The following is a 20,304-nucleotide window of genomic DNA, read 5'->3' as shown; positions in this document are numbered from 1 at the left end:
CCAAATGCCAATAAGTGATACCTCTTTCCAAATTTGAGCTAACTCATACTTTTTGATTTTTGTATTACTTAAGATTAAAAATAATACAAAAAGGTAATGGAAAAAAGTTTTTTTTAAGTAAATTTCGCATATTACTTCCTACTTTTTAAATCAAAAAATAATAAATCCTAATGAAGAAAACACTACTTTTAGCTTACTTTTACCTCGGTTGGAATATATTGGGCTATACCCAAATGCCAGCTGACCTAATCAAAGATTCAACAGAACGCCAGAGGAGCACAAAAGTACCAGTAGACTTTCCTAAAGAAAGAGCAGAAGCCGATATCAGTAAAATAACACCAGCAGGTTTTGGTAAAGCTCCTTATAATGAACTCATTAAAGCCCAGATTCTAGTAGATAATATCCTAAAAACCAATAGTGCCATTACAGGTATTGACTGGAAAGAAAGAGGTCCTAATAACATTGGTGGTAGAACAAGAGCCTTAATGTTTGACCCTAATGATAATACTCATAAAAAAGTTTGGGCTGGTGGAGTTGCTGGCGGTGTATGGTATAACAACGATATAACAAATGCTAACTCTTCGTGGACTAAAGTTAATGACTTTTGGGATAACTTAGCCATTTCTTGTATTGCCTATGACCCATCAAATACGAATGTATTTTATGTAGGAACAGGTGAAGGCTACGGAAATACTGATGCTGTCTCTGGAGGCGGTATTTGGAAAACTACCGATGGGGGAGTTACTTGGAAAAGATTACTTTCTACATTGCCAGATTTTAGTTTATTAACTGGTCTAGGTTATGCTTTTCAAAACATACAGGATATTGTAGTAAATTCAAGTGGTGTTGTTTATGTAGGAACTCAAGGTGGACTCGCCAAATCGACTGACGGTGGTTCTACTTGGACACTATTAACGACAGGTGGTTTGCCTACTTCTATTACCGCTTCTTTCGTTTCTGATATTGCCATTGGTACAGACGGGATAATATTTGTAGCTTATGGAAAATTTTATGATTCAGGGGCGTTAAAAGGTACACCAAGTCAACTTTATCGCTCAACGGATGCTACTGGTACTACTTGGACCAATATTACCCCAATCGGAATCCCAGCCAATAGTAGTCGTACTTCCATCGCTTTGGCAGCTTCAACAAGTGGGACAACTCAAAAAATATATGTATTATCGCATGATTATGCAACCAATGGTATAGGTTATTTCAAAAGTTCAACGGATGCAGGTACTACTTGGACTACTAATATTACCCCCCCAAATGCAACTATAGACCCACTCACTCCTGATTATACTAATGGACAAGCTTGGTATGATTTGCCAATTGTTGTACATCCTACCAATCCTAATATTATAATAGTTGGAGGGGCGACTCACGCAAGAAGCATTGATGGCGGAGCTACTTGGTACACATTTGAATATTGTTACCTAAATGATAATCAGCCTAATGTCTGTATGCCACCTGCAACTTGTATTCACCCTGACCATCATGCAATAGTTTTTCGCCCAGGTAGTCCGAATGAAGTTATTATAGGCAATGATGGAGGCGTGTTTTATTCATCAAATTATGGAGATGCTACCATAACTCTCCCAGCAGGGTTAGTTTTTGGAGAAAGGAATAAAAACTATAATGTTACCCAATATTATAATGCAGCAATAGCGAATACGTCGAACGATGGATACGTTTACGCAGGTGCTCAAGATAATGGTACACATATTATCCGAACTTCTCCAAATGTGATTGGTTGTGGGGCAATTGCTAATGGAGGTGATGGTGTAGCGGCATTAGTCGACCAAGATGACGCTAATACTGTAATCATGTCGTATGTGTATGCGAATCATTATTTATTTGATAGAGAGGGTAACTACAAAAAGACATTGGTGGGTAACAATGTTGGCACATTTTTAAACCCTTGTGACTTTGATTCTCCCAATAATGTCTTTTGGACTTATGCGGGACAGGCAAGTATTACTGGAGGACTACGAACATATCTTTACCGTGTAAGTGGCGTAGCTGGTGGTGCTTCAAATGCAAGTACGCGTCCTTACTTTGATGTACAAACAGCCAATAACTTGCCACCAAACATAAGATTTATAAAGGTTGCTAAAACTGCAAATACACTTTTTATTGGTACAGGAAATGGCGATGTGTATAAGCTTGTTTACAATAATACGACTGCTCTTACTGCCACTAAAATATTAACAGGAATTACAGGTTTTATCTCGTGTATTGATATTGGAGCAACTGATAATGAGTTATTGGTTACTTCATCAACTTATAATGTCAAATCTGTGTTTTATAGTAATGATGGAGGAACTACTTGGACAAGTAAAGATGAATCAACTTACGGTTTACCAAATATACCCGTACGTTACGCTCTATTTAACCCACTAAATTATAAACAAGTACTTATCTCAACTGATATGGGAGTTTGGTCAACCAATGATATCACTGCCGTAAACCCTGGGTGGGCATTAACTAATTCTGGCTTGGCTCACGTAAGATGTGAATCAATGCGTTTCCGCTCGGCTGATAACACAGTTATTTTGGCAACTCACGGAAGAGGAACTTATACTACTACTTTATCTGCCACACCTCTGTGTCAAAATACGTACACACTTATATCTCCTTACGATAATAAAACGAGTGGTACTTCAACTTATGGAGCTGTCAATTCAATTAGTGCATCAAATAAAATACAATCAACAGCCAAAGTTACTTACAAAGCAGGGAACTATATCGAATTAAAGCCAACTAATCCTAATGATGGTGGGCCTGGTTTTTTAGTTGACCAAGGAGCTGTTTTTTACGCTTATATTACGGGCTGTGTGGCTTCATTTATTCAACCAACCATAGAGAGTGAAAAATAATTTTGCAACTTTACAACTAATATGGTGTTTTTAGAATCTTATGTAAAAAAACTTATGATTATGAAAAAAATGTTTTTTTTGATAGTGACAGCAGTATTTTACGTAAGTTGTCAGTTAGCAGAAGTTGATGTCAATGGTATCATTGAAGGTAAGTTTACGCTATCGCCTTTATGTGGTGTAGAACCGATAAATGCAGATGAAAATCATCCATGTGGTTATAGTTTCGAACAACTTGATACCATTTATGGACAATACAAAGTACAAGTTATCGATGCTACAACTCTCAAAGTTATAGCGGAAAAGAAAATGGACCATACTGGGCAATTTAGTTTTACGGTGCCTAAAGGAACTTATAATCTTGACTATCAACCTCATATTTCAACACCTTCTAATATCACTCAGTCTTTACCAAATGGTATTACTTTGAGAGCAGGTGAAAAAATTACAAAAGATATTTCTATCAATACAGGTATTCGTTAATCCATTGAATTGCCTAATTATTACCTCAGGTTTTATAAATAACCTGAGGTTTTTTCATGCTATAAGCTTATTTTTGAGGGAAAATTCTTGAATTTTTACTAACATAATGCTTTTAAACTTCGTTAATAAAGTTTAAATAAAACAAAAATTTATCAATAACGTATATCTTTCAATTTTGAGTAATGGCAGAAAAAAACATCGAATTTCTTTACGAATACCTCAATAATGCCTCTCCAACAGGTTTTGAGTCTTCAGGTCAACAAATATGGTTAGACTACATGAAACCATATATAGATGAACAAATAGTTGATGTTTATGGAACAGCCGTAGGTGTCATTAATCCAGGGCAGCCATATAAAGTAGTCATTGAAGCTCATTCAGATGAGATTTCTTGGTTTGTCAATTACATCACCGAAGATGGGTATATTTATGTACGTAGAAATGGCGGCTCTGACCATCAAATTGCTCCATCGAAACGAGTGAATATTCATACTCGAAAAGGCATTGTAAAAGGCGTTTTCGGTTGGCCAGCTATTCATGTGCGTGAGGCAGCTACAGAAGAAAAACCAACGTTAAAAAATATCTTTATTGACGTAGGTGCTTCAAAAAAGGCGGAAGTTGAAGAAATGGGTATCCACGTAGGTTGTGTAATTACCTTCGAAGATACTTTGATGGAATTGAATAATAAATTCTATGTGGGTCGTGCATTAGATAATCGTATTGGGGGGTATATCATTGCCGAAGTAGCCCGTAAGCTAAAAGAAAATAATATTTCGTTGCCATTCACACTTTATGTAGTCAATGCTGTTCAAGAAGAAATTGGTTTGCGTGGAGCAGAAATGATTTCTCGTAGATTAAAACCAGATGTGGCTATTTGTTGTGATGTAATTCACGATACACAGTCGCCGATGTATAACAAAAAAACTGATGGCGATTTAGCTTGTGGTCGTGGCCCCGTTTTAACTTATGGCCCTGCTGTACAAAACAATTTATTGAATTTCATGATTGATGTTTGCACCGAGAAAAATATTCCTTTCCAACGTGCAGCGGCAAGCCGTTCGACAGGCACAGATACCGATTCATTTGCTTATTCAGGTGAAGGAGTAGCGTCAGCTTTGATTTCACTCCCTCAAAAATATATGCACACTACAGTTGAGATGTGCCATAAAGATGATATTCAAGCTTGTATTGATATGTATTACGAAGTATTGTTGAGCTTAGAGGGTGGACAAGATTTTCGTTATATACGATAAATAATTTAAAATCAGTGAGGTTTGAGAAAACCTCACTGATTCTCTTCTACTTTGATTCTCATTAGAAAAGGTATTTTTTTACAGTTTCTATTCTTCTTTTTATCTTAATCTTAAAGCTAAAAGTTTTTATAGCTTAGGGTGAAGATGCTATTTATGACTATTTTTACATTAATAATATTAACGAGCGGTGAAAAGATACAGATGGAAGCTTCCGCTCGAGATTATAATTGGTATTTTAATAAATGATTAACTAAATTTTGAAATTTAGTTAATCAAATAATATAGAATAGAACGTCAATAAACTTCGAAATTTTACTATTTTGACTAAAACAGTATTTGCCATAACGCCCCCTTTTACGCAACTGAATACGCCGTATCCAGCCACTGCTTACATCAAAGGATTTTTAAACACGAAAAATATTTCATGCTTCCAAGCCGATTTAGGTATTGAAGTAATTTTAGCTTTATTTTCTAAAAAAGGTCTGACTGCCCTTTTTGACCACTTAAACACTTCTAATAACACACAATGGAGTGAAAATGCTCAAAGGATAATAGCCTTAGAAGAAGATTATATTCAGACCGTAGATGCAGTTATTGGTTTTTTGCAAGGAAAAAATCCAACTTTAGCTAATCAGATTTGTCAAGATAGTTTTTTGCCCGAAGCTTCTCGATTCGCTCAACTCGAAGACCTTGAATGGGCGTTTGGTTCGATGGGAATGCAAGATAAAGCCAAGCATTTAGCGACACTCTATCTCGAAGACTTATCTGACTTAATCAGTGAATGTGTTGACCCGTATTTCGGCTTTAGTCGCTACGCCGAACGCTTAGGGCGTTCTGCTAATAGTTTTGATGAATTATATGGAATTTTACAAGAAAAATACAGCTATATTGATAAAATTTTAATCGAAATTCTTGCCGAAAGAATGGCTAAAATTCAACCGAAATTACTTCTTATTTCGGTGCCATTTCCAGGAAACCTTTATAGTGCTTTTCGAGTAGGGCAGTGGGTAAAGAAAAATTTTCCTAATACAAAAGTTGCCATGGGAGGAGGCTTTGCCAATACAGAACTACGCTCATTATCAGATGCTAGAGTATTTGAGTTCTTTGATTTTATTTCACTTGATGATGGTGAAGCCCCATTGGAAGAAATAATCAATACTCTTTCTGCTAACACGCTCTCAGATGCTTTATTAAAGAGAACTTTTATTCTCGAAGAAGGAAAAGTAGTTTATAAAAATAATTCATTATTGAAGGATTATAAACAATCAGAAGTAGGAACCCCCGATTACAGTGATTTACTTTTAGATAAATACATTTCGGTCATTGAAATTGTTAATCCAATGCACCGAATGTGGAGCGATGGCCGCTGGAATAAGCTTACTATGGCACATGGTTGTTATTGGGGGAAATGTACATTCTGTGATATTTCTCTTGATTACATAAAAATCTACGAACCCGTAGCCGCCAAACTTTTATGTGACCGAATGGAGCAACTTATTGAGCAAACTGGCGAAAATGGGTTTCATTTTGTTGATGAAGCTGCTCCTCCTGCTCTGATGCGTGCTCTAGCTTTGGAAATACTTCGCAGGAAACTTACAGTAACGTGGTGGACTAATATTAGGTTTGAAAAGAGTTTTAGTAGAGATTTATGCCAACTTTTGAAGGCATCTGGTTGTATTGCAGTATCGGGAGGTTTGGAGGTTGCTTCCGACCGTTTGCTTGATTTAATTCAAAAAGGGGTTACGGTAGCACAGGTAGCACAGGTTACTCGCAATTTCACGGAAGCAGGCATTATGGTTCATGCCTATTTGATGTATGGTTTCCCTACACAAACCGCTCAAGAAACTATTGATTCGCTCGAAATGGTTCGCCAAATGTTTGAAATAGGTACTCTACAATCGGGTTTTTGGCATCAATTTGCTATGACAGCCCATAGCCCAGTGGGAATGTATCCTGAAAAGTTTGCCGCCGTAAGAGATAATTATGAGATAGGTTCGTTTGCGAATAATGACCTTACCTTTGCTGACCCCAAAGGTGCTGACCACGAGGCATTTAGCTATGGATTGAAGAAATCATTGCTCAATTATATGCACGGTATGTGCTTCGATTATCCTTTACAAGAGTGGTTTGATTTTAAGGTTCCTCGAACTAAAATTCCTAAAAATTATATCGAAAACGCTCTTTTGGAAGATGAAGGAAGCTTTCTGATGAAACCCAATACGAAAGTAGTTTGGTTAGGAAAAAAGCCTTCGGTGAGTTATGCAAACACTACAAAGAAAGGTCAGACTTATCAGACAGCTACTTTAACTTTTCATGATAAAAAAGAAACTTTTAGCTTAAAGCTTAATGAAGCTCAAGGCGAATGGTTAGTAGAAATCTTAGAAAAAATATCTACTAAAAGTCCGAAAGTATATACATTTCAAGAAATCAAAGATTTATACGAAAAAGCAGGCTTTGAAGATTTTGAGCTTTTTTGGTACAATAAACCCGTTAACCTACTTCGTGATTATGGACTTTTAGGTTTGTAGGACGAGGGGGAAATCTAATAAAGTGAAACTATTGATATAGAAAATTAGTTACCTAATTGGTACTTTCAACGAAATAATCACTGTGGCAGAAATACAAAAAAACGAAACTTCACCTTCAGGAAAAATCTTCGATTGGGAAGTTTTGAAGCGACTATTCCAATTTATCAAACCATATAATGCTAAGTTTTACAGCTTAGTATTAAGCATTATGCTTGGTGCAGCATTAGCACCCGCTCTTCCACTATTAATTCGTAAAACTATAGATGGCCCCGTTTCTGCTGGTGATTATACGGGTCTTGCCCAAATGATGGCCGCCATGATTGGCCTTTTAGTGGTGCAATCGCTCATACAGTTTACCAATACATATTTAGCGGGGTGGTTGGGTCAGAATATTATTCGTGATATTCGCGTGCAGCTTTACCACAAAATTTTGCATCTGCGTTTAAAATTCTTTGATGATACGCCCATTGGTAGATTAGTTACTCGTACAATTTCTGATATTGAAACTTTAGCTGATGTTTTCAGCGATGGAATTGCCGCTATTGCTGGTGATATTCTTCAGCTCATTCTCATCATTTCAGTGATGTTCTATACTGATTGGAAACTTTCGTTGATTAGTCTTTCCACTATTCCTTTCATGCTCATAAGTACATATATTTTCAAGGAAAAAGTAAAGAAATCGTTTAATGAAGTTCGAAATGCTGTGGCGAATCTGAATTCTTTTGTACAAGAACACATTACTGGAATGAGCATCGTGCAGATTTTTAATTCTGAAAAAATTGAGTACGAAAAGTTTTATAAAATCAATACAAAACACCGTGATGAAAACATCAAATCAATTATGTATTATTCGGTGTATTACCCTGTAGCAGAGGTAATTGCTGCTCTTGGAACAGGTTTAGTTGTTTGGTTTGGAGCGAAGCAAATTTTGAATGCAGAAGTTACTTACGGTACGGTAACAGCATTTATTATGTTTATTAATATTTTCTTCCGTCCGATTAGAATGATTGCTGATAGAATGAATACCTTACAAATGGGTATTGTGAGTACAGATAGAATCTTGAAATTATTGGATAGTGATGATTATACAGCGAATGATGGCTCAAAAAAGGCCAATCTGAAAGGGGCAGTTGAGTTTAAGAATGTTTGGTTTGCCTATAATGATGAAAACTACGTACTAAAAGATATTTCATTTAAAGTCAATCAAGGTGAAACGGTGGCATTCGTAGGGGCTACAGGAGCAGGAAAATCTTCGATAATTAATTTACTTTCAAGGTTTTATGAGATAAATAAGGGCCAAATTCTTATTGATGAAACTGATGTGAAAGATTATGAATTACGTAGCCTTCGAGAACAAATTGGCGTTGTATTACAAGATGTTTTCTTATTCTCTGATACAATTGAAAATAATATAACATTAGGCGATAGTAGTATTTCAAGAGAAAAAATTGTTGAAGCTGCCAAACTTGTTGGGGTGCATGACTTTATCATGCAATTGCCAAACGATTACGATTATAATGTACAAGAGCGTGGTTCGACACTTTCAGTTGGACAACGTCAGTTGATTTCCTTTGTACGTGCTATGGTACATGACCCTAAAGTGATTGTACTCGACGAAGCTACTTCATCAGTAGATACTGAAACGGAGGAACTCATTCAAAATGCAATTGACAAACTTATGCGTGGGCGAACTTCTATTGTCATTGCTCACCGATTAAGTACAATTCAAAAAGCCAATAAAATTATTGTGCTTGATAAAGGACAAATTATGGAAGAGGGTAACCACGAAGAATTGTTAAAACTCGATGGGTTTTATGCCAACTTGTATAATATGCAGTATAAAGAGATGTTTGCTTAGGGCTATTAAATTGAGTATTTTTGGTTTTATTAATAAAAAAATTCCTCAATGCAACGTAGTCTCTTCTTGATACTTTTGATATCATTTTTCTCATACGTGTCTATTGCTCAAAGTTGGGAAATAACATCTCCTAATGGAAAAATTAAGGCAACTGTTGAACGTAACGAAAGTAATGGAGAGCTTCAATACTTTGTCAAATATTTAGAATCTTCAAGTTGGCAAACAATTATTGAAAATTCTAAATTAGGAGTTTCCCGTTTTGACCAATCTTTTTATAAGGACTTGGACTATGAAAGTTCAAGTAATGTTATTATTGATGAAAATTATTCAGTATCTATTGGTAAACAATTACAGCTCCGTAATTATGCCAACGAGCTAACATTGAATTTTGTACATAGTAGTAACAAAAAATTGCAAGTAATTTTTAGAGCTTATAATGAAGGAATTGCGTTTCGTTATCGATTCCCCGAACAATCTAGTGATACATATTTCGTAGCAGAAGAGAATACTACTATCCAGATTCCCGTAAATAATAGTAAGATGTGGATTCAAGGGTATGATAATTTCAGACCCGTTTATGAAAAACTTTACCAGAATGGTATAAGTCTTAATCAAACCTTTAACCAATTTAATGGACTTGCATTCCCTGCTCTTTTTCAAACGACCAACGCTTGGGTATTAGTTACTGAGGCTGATTTAGATGAAAAGTTTTATGCAGCACATTTGAACTCATACTATGGGAATGGTACTTTTTCGATTGCTGCCCCAAGTTCAGATGATGGAAATAACTCTCCTTTTTACGCCAGTTCTACACTACCATGGGCAATGCCATGGCGGGTAATTATTATTGGCAAACAAATCAATCAAGTTGTTGAGTCTAATCTTGTTTCACACGTTAGTAAACCATCTGAGATTCATAATGTTTCATGGATAAAACCTGGTATTGCTACATGGAGTTGGTGGTCAGATCTTAGTAGTCCTACAAATTTTGATAAACTTAAATCTTTCGTTGATTTAGCTTCGCAACTAAACCTTCCTTATTCTTTGATAGATGCTAACTGGAATCTAATGGGAAATGGTGGGAATATAAACGACCTCGTCTCTTATGCTAATAGTAAAAATGTAAAACTTTGGTTATGGTATAATTCGGGCGGTCCTTCCAATGATTACAGCGAACAACCACGAGACTTAATGCACGCTCAAGTAACACGACGACAAGAATTTGCTCGTATTCATGAACTCGGTATCAAGGGTGTAAAAATCGACTATATTCAAAGTGATAAACAAGAATTAATAAAGCTATATATTGATATTTTGAAAGATGCCGCAGACTACGAATTAATGGTAAATTTTCATGGAAATGTTGTTCCTAAAGGTTGGTCTCGTACGTATCCCAATTTAGTTGCAATGGAGGCAGTTAAAGGCTCAGAGGCATATATTTTTGACGGTGGTTTTTTGCCTAATGCACCACAGCATCATACAATTTTACCATTTACAAGAAATGTAATCGGTCCGATGGATTATACTCCCACTATTATTGGTTGGGGACGAGGTGTAGGGCACCTCACAACCGATGTGCATGAAATTGCATTATTGAATACCTTTGAATCGGGGCTAACACACTTGGTAGATAAAGTTGATAGTTATACAAATCTTCCAGTATTGGCTCAAACAATTATTAGTAATCTACCCACCGTATGGGATGAAACTCGTTTGATAGATGGATTTCCAGGTACACACGTTGTGATGGCTCGAAGAAAAGGAGAGAATTGGTATATTTCGGGCATTAATGGAGAAAATCAATTAAGGAGTATTTCTTTATCGCTATCATTTGTAAATACTGGTGATTATATCATGCAGTTATTAAGCGATGGCGTAACGCCACGGGATATTCATACCTCTGAAACAAATTATCAAGTGCAAAGTAATCAATCTACAAACATAAGTATGCAGCCCTTTGGAGGTTTTATGATGGTTTTGAAAAGAGCTGCCTGTCAATCTAATTATAACCTAACAAATATCGTAAGTTCTACTATTAAATATGAAGCATTGGAGTCCATCATAGCAAATAATATGATTGTTCAACCTGCAAATGTCATTTACGATGCTGCAAAATCTATTGTCTTGCAACCTGGTTTTCAAGTTCAGTACGGAAGCATTTTTAAAGCTTATATAGATGGTTGTGGGAATCAGTAATTAATTGAAACAGCATCAAAAAAGCCCTTGATTATTCAAGAGCTTTTCCAATAATTATATATGTTTGATATAATTAAGCCAATTTCACGTTTACCGCATTTAAGCCTCTTTTTCCTTCTTGGATGTTGAAAACTACTTCATCATCTTGACGGATTTGATCCTTTAATTCTGATACGTGAACGAAGATTTCTTGATTAGACCCGCTCACTTTGATAAAACCAAATCCTTTGGTTTCATTGAAAAACTTTACTGTTCCAGTAGACATTTTGTATTTGTAATTAGTACTTGAAAGTACAAATGTAAGTAAATAAATTGATATTCAAAGAAATAGTAAATAATCTTTTATTTTTATGAAGTTCTATTTTTAAAAGATTAAGTAAATATACTCAAAATGGGCTTAATTATGTGAAAAAGAGTCGAATTCTTTGGAAATTTCAAAATTTTATTCTAATTTTAGTTCGTTATATAAAATATATACATTCAGAATTGACCTTGGTTTAGTTTAGGTAATTTATTTGAGTATTTTAACTGTAACCATCCAATTCTAATTACTACGCAACATCTTTTACGCCTTCAAGCAAATTGTTTTTATCAATGCTTGACTCTGACCATTCACATTAACTTCGGGCGAAACTATCCTTCTTGTTTAGTTTAATGAAGGCTATTCCAAAATCATAATATATAATAAATTACGTGTAATGAAATAGGGTTTTATTGATGAATTTGTGAAATAATTAAGCTGATTCACAACAATAAAATGCTATCGTTTACTCATATTGATAAAGAAATTTGATAATAGAGACTCAAGGCTAATGAAATAATAGCTTCAGATATAATAGCGAAATTGATTTTCGCTCCGATAGTAAACCTTCCCGTAACCAAAAAGTAAAAAAAGTAAAAACCGCTTCCAGCAATGGGGCGGTTTTGTTTTATCTATTCTGTTCTTCAATCATTCGCAAATACAGTTTTTCGACTTTTTTTCTTGCCCAATCGGTTTTTCGTAGAAAGCGAAGACTCGAACTCAACGAAGGATTATTCGAAAAACAGTTGATATTGATATGATAGGCCATTTGGTCCCAGCCGTAATAATCGCGTAATTCCTTCAAAATTCGTTCAAGTGTAATCCCGTGTAAAGGATTATTGGGTTGTTCATTTCCCATTTTTTATTTCTTTTTTTTGTTTTTCTTCCGCATTTCTTCCAGAGCTTCTGCTTCTTTCAATAATGCTTTCAAATCATAATTAGTTGTATCTTTTGAGAAATCAATGGTTTCAGAATATTCTTTTGAATCAAGTTCTAAAACTCTGATAGATTTACCCATAAAGTTTTCAATTTCCTGCAAAATTGGTTTTTCTTCTGTCGAACAAAAAGATACTGCCAAACCTTTTTTCATGCCTCGACCAGTTCGGCCTACGCGGTGCACATAATTTTCGGGTACATCGGGCAAGTCATAATTCACTACATAGTCAACATCAGCAATATCAATTCCACGGGCAGTTACATCGGTTGCAATCAGAATTTTGACTTCACTATTTCTGAATTTATCTAAAACTTCTAACCGATTTTCTTGTTCTTTATCTCCGTGAATGGTTTCGCTTTCTATCCCTACCCGTTGCATTGCGGCTTTTACACGCTCGGCTCTAACTTTCGTACGTACAAAAACCAAAATTTTGCTTTCTGGATTTTCGTTTACTACTCGCTCCAAGAAAAAGCGTTTATCATCCATTTCAACAAAAGCTACCGAGTGCGTAATATTCTTTGAAACTGGGTCTTTTGGAGAAATTTGAATACGAATCGGATTTCTTACCAAAGAATAAGCAATCTTCTTGATTTGTTCATTGATTGTAGCCGAAAAGAAGAGCGTTTGATGAAACTTAGGTAAAAATTTCTTTACATCATGTATATCTTTGATAAATCCTAAATCGAGCATGTGGTCAGCTTCATCAAGGACTAAAATTTCTACACCTGTAATTTTTAGATGTTTTTGGTAAATCAAATCAAACATACGACCGGGCGTTGCAATCAGAATATCTACCCCTTTTTCTATTTTTTCTACTTGTGGTGCTTGCTCAACTCCTCCAAATAAGCAAAGGGTTTCTACTTTAGTACCTTTGGCCATTTTTTGGAAAACTTGCGTTATCTGTAAAGCTAACTCACGCGTAGGCTCGAGGACGATACATTTTACCCCTTCTTTGTATCGGGGTGAATGCTTCATTTCTTGCAAAATACTGATAATTGGGATAGCAAAGGCGGCGGTTTTGCCCGTTCCAGTTTGGGCGATGGCCAAAACATCTTCGCCACGAAGAATCGGTGGAATTGATTTAAACTGAATATCGGTTGGACGTTTAAAACCCAGCGATGCGATATTTCGTTTAAGTTCGTTAGAAATACTATAATCGTCGAATTTCATCGTTTACCTTTTTTATCAAACCCTCTGAAAGGTTTAAAACTACTTTCTTTTACAAATAAATTGCCCTGAGAGTTGAGCTTAGGTTTTTTGGCTGGCTTTGATTTATCTTTCTTTTCCGACAAACTAACTTCTAAATTTCGCCCCATAATTTCAAAACCATTCAATTCGAAGATAGCTTTTCGCACTTCTTCTTCATTAGGCATATCCACAAAACCAAAGCCTTTGTTTTGGCGAGTAACTTGACTTTTAACAATTTTTACTGAAGTTACTTCTCCATATTTCTCAAAAAGGTCTTTTAAGTCTTTTTCTTTCAGCTTAAAAGGTAAGCTACCTACAAAAATATCCATTATTTGCTTTTTATTTTTTACAAAAGTACAGAAAAGCAATCGGCACTTAAAATTAGCTAAGGCTTTTTATGGTTTTTTCTGTGAATTTTAAGAAAATTAGTCTAAAACTAAGTATTTATGAGCTACCAGTGCTTGTTGGAATCTGGTTTAAGCCTCATAGAACTTGACTCCGTTTTGTGCTAAAAATGATTTGATGATATCGACATGGATGCAGTGGCCGACGTGTAAAAATGGTTGATTATTTACTTTCACCACCTTACCATTCACATTGTGTGAAACATTGTGCATATCAAAACCCAAATGCAGTGCGTTTGTCTTACTTTGCATGCCACAAACAAGTCCGTTTCGGTCAAACAATGGCCCACCGCTTTGTCCACGTAAGCCAGGTGTACTCAATTCAACGCCATATAATTCGCCATTTTCTACCAAATGTCTTGTAAGCATTCCGTCAATTGGGAAGCGAGGCGTACCGATGATTCCTGTATTTGTCCACGAAATTTCATCAGCTTCTGGGTCATATTTAAAGTTCGTAAATTCTGGAAATGGATAACCTAAACGGCATAAAGATTTTCCTTGTTTAAGTATCGAACTATCTTTTACAAAATGAGCATAAGATTGGTAAAGTGGTCGTTGAAATTGTTCGAAAATAATAATTGATAAATCATATTTTGGGTGATTTATCCAGCGAAAGCGTAGGGTAGGGTCGGCCGTACAGTCGATAAATCTTTCACTTAATTCAGCAATGGTTTCTGTACCAAAATCATATTTGTTCTCAAGTCCTCTGATATGTTTTTGGTAATGATGATTTCGCACGAGGGCATCTCGTTCACGACGAAAATTTGCGTATCGTTGATTAATATAAGTTCTATTCCCGATTAAGTCTATAACATGTTTACAAGTGACAGCACATGCAAATTCGTTCACAAAAAACATAGTTGCAGCACCAGGTGTTACTACCGTGTCGTTATAGTTTCGAGTAATAAAATGAATAGGGCGAGTAAATCGTCCAACTTCTTCAATGGCATCAACAAACATAGTTTATTTTTAAAAGCACTTATTGGTGAATGCACAAAGTAACGAATAGAATTTTGAAAACGATAAATTAAGTATAAAAAACAATTTTATGGAAATGGTTTTGTAGAAATTTAAACAATTAGTGGGTTGAACGCATGAAATATGTACCTAATACATACTATTTAATCTTTGTTATGTAACAATATTTAGCCCCGAAAGAATAAATTTTACCATAAAATTAACTACGTTATAACCTGAGGAATTTGAATGTTAGAGCTATTTCTCAAAAGAGTTCAGTATTTTGGCAATTTCGCTTTGATCAATAACTAAATTCAGAGAATCGCCCTCTAAAATTCCTTTTTGCTGAAGAGCTAATAACGTTCTATTCAAACTTCTCGTTGTGATACCCAAATAATCGGATAAGTCTTTTTTATTGAGTTTGAATGGTTGATTTGAGAACAAATAAATGAGTTTTAGGATAGAATATTCTAAAGGATAGTTTTGTTGATAGGATGCTCTACTGGCTGTTTGAGCCAATCTTGTGGCTAAAGTTTGTAGAATTAATTGGTTAAAATTCCAATTAAATTTAAGTATTTCCAAAAATGTTTGCTTCGAAATCTTATAAAGTGAGAGTGAACTGATGGCTTCTACATTCGATAAACTTTTGCTCGAATTAAGTATTTCTAATTCACCGATGATTTCTCCAATACCAAAAAATTCAAGAATATAATCTTTGCCATTATTTTCAGTAATGAAACATTTGGCAATGCCTTCTTTGATGATATAAACATGATTTACTTCTTCATTTTGTAAAACAAGCTTCTCGTTTGCTTTAATTTCTTTCTCAGAAATCCTTTTATCGGTTTTGGCTATTTCTGAAATACAATGAAGTAATACTTGGTTGTAGCGAATCATTTTTGACGGCTGGGACAATTGTCCTTTTTTTACGTAAATCTAATGTGCAATTTTGCAAAACATTTCGTTTGCGAAAAATATCTTTAATTATTCGATGAAAAGAACTGATTATTCTCTACTACCTAAAGTTGAGCTTCACCTGCATTTAGATTGTTGTTTGAGTTTTGAAGTAGTCAATAAAATTGACCCAACTATTAGTTTTGAAACCTATCGAGAATCATTTGTAGCTCCACCCAAATGCACAGATTTGGCTGATTATATCACCCGAGCGGTGAGTGGCTGTAATTTAATGCAGACCAAAGAACAATTGCGTTTAGTGACGCTTGATTTGTTTGAGCAACTGAAAAAAGAGTATGTTATTTATGCTGAAATTAGGTTTGCTCCACTCTTACATACATTCAAAGGATTAAGTTCGGTAGAAGTGGTTGAAGTAGTGAATGAAGCCGTAAGTGAAGGAATTAGTCAAACAGGTGTAGAAGCAGGTCTGATACTTTGCACGCTTCGCCACTTTTCAGAGCAACAAAGTATGGAAACCGTAAACTTAGTCAAGGAATTCGAAGGGTCAAATGTAATTGGTTTTGATATTGCGGCTGACGAAGCGGGTTTCCCGATTGATAATCATTTAAAAGCATTTGTTTTTGCTAAAGAAAATAAATTACACATAACTGCTCACGCGGGTGAAGCCAAAGGAGCAGAAAGTGTATGGGAAACACTTCAACATTTTCATCCAACTCGAATTGGGCATGGTGTTAGGAGCGTTGAAGACCCAAAATTGATGGAGTTTTTGAAACAAAATGATATTCATTTGGAAGTCTGCCCAACCAGTAATGTGCAAACCAATGTGGTAGAAAGTATTGAACATCATCCAGTTGATAAAATATACCAAAGTGGTGTTTCGATGAGTATTAATACCGATGCTCGAACTATCTCTGATGTTGATTTAAAGCATGAATATGAATTACTAGAAAATCAATTTAATTGGCAGAAGGAGTATTTCAAGCAATGTAATTTGGAAGCCATCAAGCATGCCTTTATTTCTTCTGAAAAAAAGCGTACTTTAGCTAAAAAGATAGAGGAAATGTGGGTTGAAATTAATTATTAAAGGATTTTTTTAAGCACAAATACAATGAATATTAAAGTAATTGCCTTCGATGCCGATGATACCCTTTGGGTAAATGAACCCTATTTCTTAGAAAATGAGCATAAATTCTGTGCTTTATTGGAAGATTATTTACCCCATCATTCAATTTCTCAAGAACTTTTCAAAACACAAATGCAAAATTTACCTTTGTATGGTTATGGTGTAAAGTGCTTTACATTGTGTATGGTTGAAACGGCTCTTAGAATTACCGACAACACACTAAATGTAAAGATTTTAGAGAAAATCATTGAAAATGGCAAGGAAATGCTACAAAAACCAATCGAGTTACTCGATGGTGTGGAAGAAACTTTACAAGCTTTATCAAAAGATTACCGAATTGTAGTAGCTACAAAAGGTGATTTACTCGACCAAGAACGTAAATTGAAGAAATCTGGAATTGAACACTTTTTTCACCATATTGAAATTATGAGTGAAAAGAAAACGCCTGATTATGAGAAGCTTATCAAGCATTTGGATATTCAACCTGAAGAATTTTTGATGATAGGAAATTCGATAAAATCTGATGTTTTACCAGTTTTAGATGCGGGTGGGTACGCTGTGCATGTACCTTATCATACGACATGGGCATACGAGCAAGTTGAGCATAATATTGACAATCCAAAATTTACAAAAGTAGATGTAATCAAAGATATTTTGCCGTTTTTATTGGCGTAGTTTTATAATTAGAGACAAGGCACGCCTTGTCTCTAATTATTATTATTTTCTTACAAATTTCCACTTGCTTTTTTATACCTAACACTTGCTACCAAGAAGTTATAAATACTGCTTAAGTACTGATTTTCGGCGTTTTGTAGTGAATATTCTGAATTTTTAAGGTCAGAAACAACAATGACACCTTTTTCGAACCTAAATTTATCAGTTTCTAAAATCTGTTGTGCAAGCGTGATATTTTTCTTCGCTTCCTCTAGGTTTAATTTCGATTGCTGTAATGTATTCCAAGTGCTTTTCGACTCATAATTGAAATCGTTTTTCAATCTTTCAATATTGTACTGATTAATTTTCTGACGAATAACGTAGTCTTGCGTTGAAAGTTTAGCTTGTTTTCCGTCAAAAATTGGAATATTTGCCCGAATACCTATGTAATTGGCAGGAAACCAAGTTCCACTTGCAAAAGGGTTAAAGGTTTGTGCTAATTGAAAAAACGAGTAATTTCCGTAAGCAGAGATTGTCGGTAAATTTTTAACTTTCTGCTTCTGAGCATTAAGTTCATTGAGTTGAAGATTAAATTCTTCGACTTTCAATTCTGTTCGTTTATCAGTATTTAGTTGATTTTCAACAACTTGTGAGTAGCTAAAAACCGAAGTTAAATCTTCTGCTGGTTCACTTTTATCATTGGTATTAAGCTGATATTGCAGCGAAACCAAACTCAATTCATAATCTTGTTGATTTTTTGTGTGCGTAAGTTTTGCATTGCTCACATCGAGCGAAAACTTATCTAAATCATTTTTCAAAATAGCCCCTTGCTCGAATTTTACTTGAGCGGCCTCTAAATAAGCGGTGGCTCTTTGAAGGGCAGTTTCAGATAATTTTAGTTTTTCTTTATTAAAAACTGCCGAATAGTAAGCCTCGGTAATTGCTTGACGGATATTAATTTTTTGTTGTTCAAGCGTATTTTTCTGAACCTCAATTTGAGTGGCATTTACTTGCTTATCCACTTTTTTATTGGCATCATACACCTTTTGTTCAGCTTGAAGAGCAAAAGTATTGTTGAAGGGGCGTCCTAATTGCACCGTAGTTTGTGATTCGCTCGAACCAGGTAATGCAAAGGGTAATACGGTCGTTTGAAGCTGAGTATTCCATCTTACATCGGCATTAGCACTGACTTGTGGCAGCCAACGGGCTTTTACTTTTTCGTTTTCTTGGTTGGCTATTTCAATATTTAAGGCTTGGCTTTTTAGTTCAAGTCGGTTTTCAAGTCCTTTTTGAATGGCTTCGTTCAAACTTATTTTTTGAGCATTAACAACGCCCACTTGCAAGCACATATAGAGAAAAGTAAATGCTTTGATGATATTTGTTTTCATAATTCTGATTTATGAATATTTGTTTAAAGTAAATCAGTAAAATTGATTTACAATTGTTTTTTTGTACCAAACGGAAAAAATAAAGCATCATACCGAGGCTTTTAAAGCCTAAATATGGCAGCTGGCTCAAGCTTGATAATTTTACGCATCGCTAATAAGCTACCCAAAACTGCAATTATCAATGTCACTATAACCAAAAATAAGATTAACTCAGGTGTAAGCTGAATATCTAAATTAGTTTTAGTGGCTTGCACGAACCCGTAGAGGAGGGTATAGGCAATTATAAAACCAATGAAAGAGTAGATAATTGCTTGCCAAAGAATCAGTTTTCTAATGATAGCATTTGTACCACCAATGGCTTTAATTGTTCCGTAATCCTTTAAGCGGTCGGTTACTGCCGAAAACATGGTTAGACCAACAATCGCAAAACCTGTAATGATGGCAAATACAACTAAGATTCCGAAGGAAGAAACAATGCCACTATTTAGGGCAAAATATTTCAAACTTTCATTGGTATAGGCTGCTCCATCACGAGCTTTTACTCCCGGAATTTCTTTGTTTATCGCGTTGATTACTTGTTCGGTAGAAGCTCCATCTACTTTTTCTACCAGGAATGCCGAAGCTTTTGTAGTTGGAATTTTACATAGTTTTCGAGCCCTTTCCACCGTAGTAAAAGCGTAGGCAATACCTAAACCTTTGGCTCCTTTAGTTTGCCCAATCATCACTACTCGATTGCCATTATACTCAAAATGATCACCTAATTTGATGTTTTTTGCTTGAATTGGGTCGTATGCATCACCAATCACTGCACCTTCTTGTTGCAGGTCTTGTAAGTTTCCATAAGCAAATTTCCATGGCCCACCCGCAAAACTTGGAGCTTGCGTACCAATCATGGTGATTCCTGTTTTAGTGCCATTACTAAACTTCGCACTTCCTGCTCCAACAACCAATTGATTTACCTTTTTTATGCCATTGATACTCATTAATTCTCGGTAAATCCGCATGTCAAGTAGCGGTAGGTCTGATACTTGTTGACTTTTATCGCTTACTACCCAAATATATTTTTGGTTATATTTTGCTAATGAAATTGTACTATTGAGTAGCGAAAAACAAATGCCAATATTTTGCCCAATCAGAAAGACTGATAGGATGATTCCGAACAAGATTCCAAACATTTTGGTCTTGTCGTACCACATAAATTTGAATGCTTCTTTTAACATAGTTATTTTTCTGTTATCAGTAA

The 20,304-nt window shown here is 35.3% G+C and carries 16 protein-coding genes; 8 read left to right on the top strand and 8 right to left on the bottom strand.

The annotated features are described in order from the left end of the window. Nucleotides 1–170 precede the first annotated feature (170 nt). The 6 genes from EMTOL_RS02390 (at nt 171) to EMTOL_RS02365 (ending at nt 11,194) form a co-directional block, all read left to right on the top strand. Nucleotides 171–2,879: a WD40/YVTN/BNR-like repeat-containing protein gene (locus EMTOL_RS02390; RefSeq protein WP_015027664.1), complete on the top strand. Its 2,709-nt coding sequence runs from the start codon at nt 171–173 to the stop codon at nt 2,877–2,879. 84 nt (nt 2,880–2,963) lie between these two features. Then, nucleotides 2,964–3,359 (top strand): hypothetical protein, encoded by a 396-nt coding sequence (locus EMTOL_RS02385; protein ID WP_305953157.1) that lies wholly within the window; start codon nt 2,964–2,966, stop codon nt 3,357–3,359. 182 nt (nt 3,360–3,541) lie between these two features. Further along, nucleotides 3,542–4,612: a M42 family metallopeptidase gene (locus EMTOL_RS02380; protein ID WP_015027662.1), complete on the top strand. Its 1,071-nt coding sequence runs from the start codon at nt 3,542–3,544 to the stop codon at nt 4,610–4,612. Between the two features lie 320 nt (nt 4,613–4,932). Continuing rightward, nucleotides 4,933–7,140, top strand: a complete 2,208-nt coding sequence (locus EMTOL_RS02375) for a B12-binding domain-containing radical SAM protein (protein ID WP_015027661.1) — start codon at nt 4,933–4,935, stop codon at nt 7,138–7,140. Between the two features lie 82 nt (nt 7,141–7,222). Next, complete coding sequence (locus EMTOL_RS02370) at nt 7,223–8,998, top strand: ABC transporter ATP-binding protein (protein ID WP_015027660.1); 1,776 nt, start codon at nt 7,223–7,225, stop codon at nt 8,996–8,998. A gap of 48 nt (nt 8,999–9,046) precedes the next feature. Beyond that, entirely contained in the window at nt 9,047–11,194 is a 2,148-nt protein-coding gene (locus EMTOL_RS02365; RefSeq protein ID WP_015027659.1) for a glycoside hydrolase family 97 protein, read from the top strand. Between the two features lie 73 nt (nt 11,195–11,267). Here EMTOL_RS02365 and EMTOL_RS02360 read toward each other — a convergent pair whose 3' ends face one another. The 6 genes from EMTOL_RS02360 to EMTOL_RS02335 all read right to left on the bottom strand — a co-directional run bounded on the left by EMTOL_RS02360 (nt 11,268) and on the right by EMTOL_RS02335 (nt 15,878). Continuing rightward, nucleotides 11,268–11,459, bottom strand: a complete 192-nt coding sequence (locus EMTOL_RS02360) for a cold-shock protein (RefSeq protein WP_015027658.1) — start codon at nt 11,457–11,459, stop codon at nt 11,268–11,270. Nucleotides 11,460–12,123: 664 nt separating this feature from the next. Beyond that, nucleotides 12,124–12,354 (bottom strand): VF530 family protein, encoded by a 231-nt coding sequence (locus EMTOL_RS02355; RefSeq protein ID WP_015027657.1) that lies wholly within the window; start codon nt 12,352–12,354, stop codon nt 12,124–12,126. A 3-nt stretch (nt 12,355–12,357) separates the two neighbouring features. Further along, entirely contained in the window at nt 12,358–13,602 is a 1,245-nt protein-coding gene (locus EMTOL_RS02350; protein WP_015027656.1) for a DEAD/DEAH box helicase, read from the bottom strand. After that, nucleotides 13,599–13,949 carry an RNA recognition motif domain-containing protein gene (locus EMTOL_RS02345; RefSeq protein WP_015027655.1) on the bottom strand — a complete coding sequence of 117 codons (351 nt, stop codon included), beginning with the start codon at nt 13,947–13,949 and terminating at the stop codon, nt 13,599–13,601. The genes EMTOL_RS02350 and EMTOL_RS02345 overlap by 4 nt, the downstream gene beginning before the upstream one ends. Nucleotides 13,950–14,096: 147 nt before the next feature. Beyond that, nucleotides 14,097–14,984 (bottom strand): S1 family serine peptidase, encoded by an 888-nt coding sequence (locus tag EMTOL_RS02340; protein ID WP_015027654.1) that lies wholly within the window; start codon nt 14,982–14,984, stop codon nt 14,097–14,099. 255 nt (nt 14,985–15,239) lie between these two features. Next, the gene (locus tag EMTOL_RS02335; RefSeq protein WP_015027653.1) at nt 15,240–15,878 is read right to left on the bottom strand and encodes a Crp/Fnr family transcriptional regulator; all 639 of its coding nucleotides are present in this window, start codon (nt 15,876–15,878) and stop codon (nt 15,240–15,242) included. Nucleotides 15,879–15,972: 94 nt separating this feature from the next. Between EMTOL_RS02335 and add the strand changes: the two genes are divergently transcribed. Together add and EMTOL_RS02325 are read left to right on the top strand one after the other, a co-directional pair. Beyond that, entirely contained in the window at nt 15,973–16,980 is a 1,008-nt protein-coding gene (gene add / locus EMTOL_RS02330; protein WP_015027652.1) for an adenosine deaminase, read from the top strand. Nucleotides 16,981–17,004: 24 nt separating this feature from the next. Continuing rightward, complete coding sequence (locus EMTOL_RS02325; RefSeq protein ID WP_015027651.1) at nt 17,005–17,694, top strand: HAD family hydrolase; 690 nt, start codon at nt 17,005–17,007, stop codon at nt 17,692–17,694. Between the two features lie 50 nt (nt 17,695–17,744). On the opposite strand, the gene EMTOL_RS02320 is transcribed toward EMTOL_RS02325, so the two are convergent. Together EMTOL_RS02320 and EMTOL_RS02315 are read right to left on the bottom strand one after the other, a co-directional pair. Continuing rightward, a complete protein-coding gene (locus tag EMTOL_RS02320; RefSeq protein WP_015027650.1) occupies nt 17,745–19,061 on the bottom strand; it encodes a TolC family protein in 1,317 nt (438 codons plus the stop codon). A 101-nt stretch (nt 19,062–19,162) separates the two neighbouring features. Then, nucleotides 19,163–20,281: an ABC transporter permease gene (locus tag EMTOL_RS02315; protein ID WP_015027649.1), complete on the bottom strand. Its 1,119-nt coding sequence runs from the start codon at nt 20,279–20,281 to the stop codon at nt 19,163–19,165. Between the last annotated feature and the right edge of the window lie 23 nt (nt 20,282–20,304).

The sequence above is a fragment of the Emticicia oligotrophica DSM 17448 genome (assembly GCF_000263195.1).
Classification (GTDB): Bacteria; Bacteroidota; Bacteroidia; order Cytophagales; family Spirosomataceae; genus Emticicia; species Emticicia oligotrophica.
Note: the sequence above shows the minus strand (reverse complement) of the source record. Positions and strands in the feature narration are given on the sequence as shown.

Excerpts from the sequence above, each read along its gene's own strand:
- EMTOL_RS02390 (WP_015027664.1), top strand. The coding sequence starts at position 171 with ATGAAGAAAACACTACTTTTAGCTTACTTTTACCTCGGTTGGAATATA.
- EMTOL_RS02380 (WP_015027662.1), top strand. The coding sequence starts at position 3,542 with ATGGCAGAAAAAAACATCGAATTTCTTTACGAATACCTCAATAATGCC.
- EMTOL_RS02365 (WP_015027659.1), top strand. The coding sequence starts at position 9,047 with ATGCAACGTAGTCTCTTCTTGATACTTTTGATATCATTTTTCTCATAC.
- EMTOL_RS02360 (WP_015027658.1), bottom strand. The coding sequence starts at position 11,459 with ATGTCTACTGGAACAGTAAAGTTTTTCAATGAAACCAAAGGATTTGGT.
- EMTOL_RS02355 (WP_015027657.1), bottom strand. The coding sequence starts at position 12,354 with ATGGGAAATGAACAACCCAATAATCCTTTACACGGGATTACACTTGAA.
- EMTOL_RS02350 (WP_015027656.1), bottom strand. The coding sequence starts at position 13,602 with ATGAAATTCGACGATTATAGTATTTCTAACGAACTTAAACGAAATATC.
- EMTOL_RS02345 (WP_015027655.1), bottom strand. The coding sequence starts at position 13,949 with ATGGATATTTTTGTAGGTAGCTTACCTTTTAAGCTGAAAGAAAAAGAC.
- EMTOL_RS02340 (WP_015027654.1), bottom strand. The coding sequence starts at position 14,984 with ATGTTTGTTGATGCCATTGAAGAAGTTGGACGATTTACTCGCCCTATT.
- EMTOL_RS02335 (WP_015027653.1), bottom strand. The coding sequence starts at position 15,878 with ATGATTCGCTACAACCAAGTATTACTTCATTGTATTTCAGAAATAGCC.
- add (WP_015027652.1), top strand. The coding sequence starts at position 15,973 with ATGAAAAGAACTGATTATTCTCTACTACCTAAAGTTGAGCTTCACCTG.
- EMTOL_RS02325 (WP_015027651.1), top strand. The coding sequence starts at position 17,005 with ATGAATATTAAAGTAATTGCCTTCGATGCCGATGATACCCTTTGGGTA.
- EMTOL_RS02320 (WP_015027650.1), bottom strand. The coding sequence starts at position 19,061 with ATGAAAACAAATATCATCAAAGCATTTACTTTTCTCTATATGTGCTTG.
- EMTOL_RS02315 (WP_015027649.1), bottom strand. The coding sequence starts at position 20,281 with ATGTTAAAAGAAGCATTCAAATTTATGTGGTACGACAAGACCAAAATG.